Annotated in this window: 3 protein-coding genes and 1 pseudogene; all 4 read right to left on the bottom strand. The window is 73.4% G+C overall.

Going from position 1 to position 6,567, the window contains the following annotated elements; all coding sequences use genetic code 11:
* Positions 1–706, bottom strand: a pseudogene (locus AB8Z75_RS30485) (amidohydrolase family protein); the annotation flags it as partial.
* Between the two features lie 90 nt (positions 707–796).
* Positions 797–3,157: a molybdopterin cofactor-binding domain-containing protein gene (locus AB8Z75_RS30480; RefSeq protein WP_369207642.1), complete on the bottom strand. Its 2,361-nt coding sequence runs from the start codon at positions 3,155–3,157 to the stop codon at positions 797–799.
* Positions 3,158–3,615: 458 nt separating this feature from the next.
* Positions 3,616–4,356, bottom strand: coding sequence for a GntR family transcriptional regulator (locus AB8Z75_RS30475; RefSeq protein ID WP_369207640.1), 741 nt, complete (start codon positions 4,354–4,356; stop codon positions 3,616–3,618).
* 73 nt (positions 4,357–4,429) lie between these two features.
* Positions 4,430–6,043 (bottom strand): nucleobase:cation symporter-2 family protein, encoded by a 1,614-nt coding sequence (locus tag AB8Z75_RS30470; RefSeq protein WP_369207638.1) that lies wholly within the window; start codon positions 6,041–6,043, stop codon positions 4,430–4,432.
* Positions 6,044–6,567 lie beyond the last annotated feature (524 nt).

Here is a 6,567-nt window from a genome sequence, read left to right as displayed (position 1 = left end):
AGTCGGTGCCGAAGACGAGCTGGTGCTTCTCCATCTGCTGGGCGAACTCCACGATCCGCGACTGGWRCAKSMWSCYCGACTCGCCGTACACGTTGGGCGAGTCGAGGATCATGTACAGCGCCTCGAAGCAGTACACGCCGCCCGTCTGCACTCCGAAGTGCGCCAGGATGAAGTTGACGTTCGGGAACTCGCGGATGATCGGGTAGAACTGCGTCGGGATCGAGTACGGACCGTCCCCGGTGTGGATCAGCACCACCACGCCCAGCTCGTCGCACACCCGCAGCACCGGGCGCAGCCAGTCCAGGGCACGGTCGGGACGGTAAGCGTGCATGTTGGCATGCAGCTTCATCATCTTGTAGCCGTACTCCTTGACGTGGAACTCCAGCTCCTTCGCCCCGTTCTCCGGACCGAAGCGCGGGTTGTAGAGGAAGTTCCCGACGAACCTGTCCGGGTGCGCCGTCACCAATTCGGTGATGTAGGACATGTAGTCGCGGATGCCCTCGCGTCCGGTGCGCATCCCGTCCTGCCAGACGGTGTTGCCGGGCGGCGGCATGATGCAGCCGTAGTCGATGCGGCGCGGCTTGCCGTTGATGGTGTAGGGGCCGTCCATCATCGCGAGCGTGCGCTCGCCCGTGAAGGGATCGCCGTCGTGCCGCCAGGCCTTGTCCGGCTTGTTGGTCGGGTGCATGTGGGTGTCGATGATCATGTGCGTCGTCCTCTCCCTCGGCTGGGCCCCTGCTGGGGCCCTCGGTGGGCCTGTCGTACCCGGACCGTTGGGGGAACCCGAAGGCCCGCCTCACCTCCCCTCGGCGGCGTCGGTGATCTCCTCGGGCCGCACCGGCACCCTCGGCAGCCGAAGACCCGTCGCGTCCCGCAGCGCGTTGGCGAGCGCCGGGGTGGAGGAGAGCGTCGGCGGCTCGCCCACCCCGTTCAGCCCGTACGGGGAGTCGGGGTGCGGCAGCTCCAGCAGCTCGGTGGGGACCGGCGGCATGTCGGCGATGGTCGGGATGAGGTAGTCGGTGAACGAGCCGTTGCGTACCCGGCCGCCCTCGACGCGCAGCTCCTCCAGCAGCGCGAGACCCAGCCCCTGCGCGGTGCCGCCCTCGATCTGCCCGTGGACGGCGACCGGGTTCATCGCCCTGCCCACGTCCTGCGCGCAGGCCAGCTCCACCACCTTCACCAGGCCCAGTTCGACATCGACGTCGACGACGGCCCGGTGCGCCGCGAACGCGAACGCGATGTGCGCCGCCCCCTGCCCCCGCTCCGGATCCACGGGCTCGGTGCGCCGGTGCGCGTACGTGAACTCCGCCTCCACCGGGCCCTCGGCGAGCAGCTCGACGAGCGTCCCGCCGCCGCGTGCCCGCAGCCGCTCCCGCACCGCACGGCAGGCGCCCCGCACCGCGCCGCCGCTCATCCACGTGAGCCGGGACGCCGACGAGGAGCCCGCGTCACCCGCCGTGGTGTCCGCGGGCAGCACCACCACCCGCTCCACTCCCAGCTCGGTGCGCGCGATCTGGGCCTGCACGGTGACGATGCCCTGCCCGCACTCGGCCGCCGCCGACCGGATCTCGGCGACCGGCTCCCCGCCCGCCACCAGCAGCCGCACGTGCGCCGTGGAGCGGTCGTCCACCCCGCCGGAGAACCCGATGGCCTTCACCCCGACCGCGTAACCGACGCCGCGCCGCACCCCCTCGCCGTGCGTGGTGTTGTTCAGCCCGCCGGGCCGGGTCAGCGAGGCCCCCGGCTGCCCGTCCTGTGCGGCGGGCGGCGGCAGCGGACGGTCGCGCAGCCGCCGCAGCAGTTCGGCGACCGGCGCGGGGCCGTCCACGGGCTGCCCGGTCGGCAGCACCGTGCCCGTCCGCATCGCGTTCCGCTCCCGCAGCTCGACCGGATGCATGCCAAGACGCCCGGCCAGCCGGTCCATACCGGACTCGACCCCGAAGCAGGACTGCACCGCGCCGAAGCCCCGCATCGCCCCGCAGGGCGGGTTGTTGGTGTAGACGGCGAACCCGTCGATCGCCACGTTCGGCACCTCGTAGGCACCGGCGGCGAAGTAGCTGGCGTTGGCTGTCACCACAGGAGAGGTCGAGGTGTACGCGCCGCCGTCCAGCAGCAGCCTGGCCGTCATGTACAGCAGCCGCCCGTCGTGCGTCGCGCCGTGCTCGATGCGCATCCGCGACGGATGCCGGTGCACATGGCCCAGGAACGACTCGGGACGGCCGTAACTCATCCGCACCGGACGCCCGGTGTGCAGCGCCAGCATGGCGGCGTGGATCTGGCAGGAGACGTCCTCGCGCCCGCCGAAGGCTCCGCCGACCCCCGACAGGCGCACCCGCACCTTCTCCACCGGCAGCCCCAGGCTCGCCGCCATCTGCCGCTGGTCGTCGTGGATCCACTGCGAGGAGACGTACGCCTCCACCCCGCCGTCCTCCGCCGGAACCGCCAGCACCGACTCGGGCCCCAGGAACGCCTGGTCCTGCATCCCGGTCTCGTACACCCCGGCGACCACCACGTCCGCCGCGGCCCGCGCCCGCGCCACGTCACCGTGCCGGATGCGCACGTGCCGCACCAGGTTGCCCGGCGCCACCCGCCCGGCGGCGGGACCGCCGGCCGGGCCGTCGGCTGGGCCGTCGGCTGGGGACGCGGGATCGGCGGACGCCGCGGACGCCGCGGGCGGCGCGGTCGGGGCACCGAGGGGGTGGGTCTCGTGTACCAGCGGGCCCTCGCCGCGCAGCGCGGCCTCCGGGTCGGTGACCGGCGGCAGCTCGACGTAGCGGACGTCGATGAGGGCGAGCGCGCGGCGCGCGGTCTCCGGGTGGTCGGCGGCCACCAGCGCCACCGGCTCCCCCTGGTAGCGCACCCGGTCGGACGCCAGCACCGGCTGGTCGGCCACCTTCATCCCGTACCGTGGCAGTCCGGGAACATCCTCGTGGGTGAGCACGGCGTGCACCCCGGGCAGCGCGCGGGCGCGGGACGCGTTGAGGCCCAGAACGCGCGCCGAGGGGTGGGGGCTGCGCAGCGTGGCGCCCCACACCGCGTCGTCCCGGCGCAGATCCGAGGAGTAGGCGAAGGCCCCGGTCACCTTGAGCCCGCCGTCAGGTCGCGGCACATCGCTGCCGACACCGCCGTCCGGACCGGTCGCCTCGGGAGCGCCCAGGCCGTCGGCACCGCGTGGCGGAGCCGCCGTCCCGCCGGCCGGTGCCGCCTGGGCCGGTGCTGCCTGGGCCGGTTCCGTCTGGACCGGTGCTGCCTGGGCCGGTGCCGTCTGGATCGGTTCCGTCTGGGCCCGTGCCGTCCGGTGCTGTGCCGTCCGGTCCTGTGGCGTTCGGTCCTGTGCCGTCCGGTGCTGTGCGCCGTCGCCGAGTGGGTTCGCTGTCGTCGTGCCGCTCACGGTGTGCCTCCCTCTCGCCGGGTGTCGGCCTCCGGCGGCCGTGGCTGTGACCGGTGGCCGTGGCTGTGGCTGTGACCGGTGGTCGCGGCCGTGGCCGGTGGCCGGTGGCCGGTGGCCGGTGTCGCGGGCGCGGTGCTCGCGGAGCGCGAGCGGTCAGGCGTTCTCCCGCCCTCCCCTGCCCCGAGGGCGCCGGGGCGCGGTGGTGCGGAGCGCGGCAGCCGGTGTTACCCGGCGCTACCGGTGTGCGGCACCTCGGCCACCGGGAGCCGGCCCGGCGCACCGGCCGGTGCCTGCTGCGGCACCGCCTGCGACAGCCGGATGCGCAGCCGCCGCACGTGATCACGGGCCGCCTCCTCGGCCGCTTGCGGATCGCCCGAGGTCATCGCCTCGAAGATCTGCCGGTGTTCGGCGACGGCGAGCCGCTGGGCCTCGGGGCTGCGCCAGAGCGAGTGCAGCGCCAGGTGGGCCTTGCCCTGGATGGTGTCCAGGGCGGCCGTCAGGTGGTCGTTGCCCGCCACCTCGCGGATCATCCTGTGGTACGCCATGTCCATCCCGGTGTGGCGCTCCTCGTCGTCACCCGTGGCGACCACGCGCTCGTGCTCCTCCAGCAGCGCCCGCAACTCGGCGACCCGCGCCGCGTCGAGCCGCTCGGTCGCCAGCCGGGCCGCCAGCCCTTCCATCACTTCCCGCAGCACGTACAGCTGGCGCACGTCCGCCACGTCCACGCGCGCCACGACCGCACCCCGGTGGGGTTCGTGGGTGGCCAGGCCGTCGTGGATCAGACGCTGCACCGCCTCGCGTACGGGGCTGCGGCTGATGCCCAGCTGCGTCGCCAGCGCCGGGACGGACAGCGCGTCGCCCGGGCACAGTCGGCCGGCGAGGACCGCGCGCTTCAGCTCCTGGTACGCCTGGTCGGCCAGCAGGCTGCCGCCTGCCAGCCGGCTCACCGCGCTTTCGATCGGCATCGTGTGAAAGAACCCCCTCGTGCGGGCCCGGTCTCGGTGGGCGGACGTGGTCGGTGGGGGCGGTCGGCCGCTCTCATCCCCGGCCCCCGCCGGGTGGTGGTGGCGCCCCGGCCGAGCTGCCCCCGGCGGCGGATGTTCCGCTGCCGGTGACGGCCGGGCCGCTGCCCGCGATCGCCGGCCCTGTTCCTGTGGCGCCGGTGGGCGGTTCGTCGGCCGCCCTGGTGACTTCATGTTGCATGCGCTTCTCGGAGCCGTCAACGTCGTGCACGCCGCCGGGAGTTAGTTCGCGACGCCGACCCGGAAGCCGCACATGGTAAAAGAGCAGGTTGAGGAGTACTGCCGTGATCGAACCGAGGATGATCCCGCTCCCGAAAATTACATGCAACTGCTCGCCGGGCAGCCGCTCCGCGAACCGCGGGTAGGCGGTGGGCAGGAAGCCCACACCGAGACTGACCGCCACCACGAGCGTGCCGTGCCTGTGGGCCAGATCGGCCTGCCCGAGGATCTGCACACCCACCACGGCGATGGTGCCGAAGAGCACGATCGTCGCCCCGCCCAGCACCGGGGTCGGCATCGCCGCGATCACCGCACCGACCTTCGGCATCAGGCCCAGCGCGGCCATGATGACGCCGGACGCCGCGACCACCCACCGGCTGCGCACCCTGGTGAGCTGCAACAACCCCACGTTCTGCGAGAACACCGTGCTGGGAAAGGAGCCCAGCAGCCCGGCGAACACCGTGCCGAGCCCGTCGGCGCGCAGCGCCCGCACGACATCGCGTTCGCCGACCTCGCGTCCGACGATCCGTCCGACGGCGAAGAACTGGCCGATGCTCTCGACCGCGATCACCACCATCACCAGCGACAGGGAAAGCGCCGCCGCCGTGTCCCAGCGCGGCGCCCCGAAGTGCAGGGGCTCGGTCATGCCGAACCACCGCGAGGAGCCGGTACCGGAGAAGTCCGCAAGCCCCGTCGCCATCGCCAGCCCCGTCCCCGCCAGCAGGCCCACCAGCACCGCCACGGTCGCCGCGAAGCCACTGGAGAAGCGCGAGACCAGCACGATGACCAGGAGCGTCGCCCCGGCCAGCCCGAGGTGGGCCGGGCTGCCGAACGAGGCGGCTCCCGGATCCCCGCCGCCCACCTGTTTGGCGGCCACCGCCAGCAGCGTCACCCCCACGACCGTCACGATCGTGCCGGTCACCAGCGGCGGGAAGTAGCGCACCAGCCTGCTGAAGACCGGCGCGATCACGAACAGTGCGAGTCCGGCGGCGATCACCGCCCCGAACATGGTGGGCAGGCCGGCGTGGGCTCCGCCGGCGGCCAGCCCCACGGCGACCAGCGATGGGACGGCGCTGGTCGCGGGGCCCTGCACGACGGGCAGCCGGATGCCGATTCCGGGCAGCCCGACGGACTGGAGGAGCGTCGCCAGCCCGCACGCCAGCAGCGAGGCGTTGACGACCATGGCCTGGTCGGCGCCGCGCAGTCCCACCCCTTGGGCGACCAGCAGCGGCATCACGGCCGCCCCCGCATAGAAGGCGAGGACGTGCTGGGTGCCGTACACGAACAGGCGCCACACGGGAGGTACGGCGTCCACCTCGTGTGGCGGGTGCGCGTGGGTGCCGGGTCCGCCGGCTCCCTTTCCGCCGCGGGGCGCGCGCAGACGGCCCGTGGCGCTGCGGAAGTTGACCATGCCCTGCTCCCTCCTCCGCCGCGCGGATGAGCGGCGGATTCCTTCGGTGCGGCCGGCGGCACCAGGCAGCCGGTACCGCGGCTCGGGCAGGCCGGTGGACGGACCGGCGCCAGGGGAGTGTGCTGCGCGCTCAGCGCGGGGCGCTGAGCGTGATGCTGCGTGTTGCATGCAATGTAAGGGACCGTAGAGACAGCGGCGGACCTGTCAACCCGTCCCGCACCATCGGCGCATCCCCGCCGAGGCCGGGAACTTGGCCGGCTTCCGGCCCCAACGCGGCGACGTACTGGTGACTTGTGGGCTCGCTCGTATCGTCCGCCGTCTTGACAGCCTTCCTCCGGGACGCATTACATGTTGCAGGCAGGCCGTCCTCAGGACGGCACACCGCAGCGCATCCCTGAGCCGGTGACCTCCCGCCCTGCGCGGGCCAACCGTTCGGCGAGACCGAGCCGTTCGTCCCGACCGCCGCTTCGCGCGGCGCGGGGGAGGGAGCCGTCATGCCGTCCGCCCCGCACCCGCCCCATCCC

This window comes from Streptomyces sp. PU-14G (genome assembly GCF_041028275.1).
GTDB lineage: Bacteria > Actinomycetota > Actinomycetes > Streptomycetales > Streptomycetaceae > Streptomyces.
Note: the sequence above shows the minus strand (reverse complement) of the source record. Positions and strands in the feature narration are given on the sequence as shown.

Excerpts from the sequence above, each read along its gene's own strand:
- AB8Z75_RS30470 (WP_369207638.1), bottom strand. The coding sequence starts at position 6,043 with ATGGTCAACTTCCGCAGCGCCACGGGCCGTCTGCGCGCGCCCCGCGGC.
- AB8Z75_RS30475 (WP_369207640.1), bottom strand. The coding sequence starts at position 4,356 with ATGCCGATCGAAAGCGCGGTGAGCCGGCTGGCAGGCGGCAGCCTGCTG.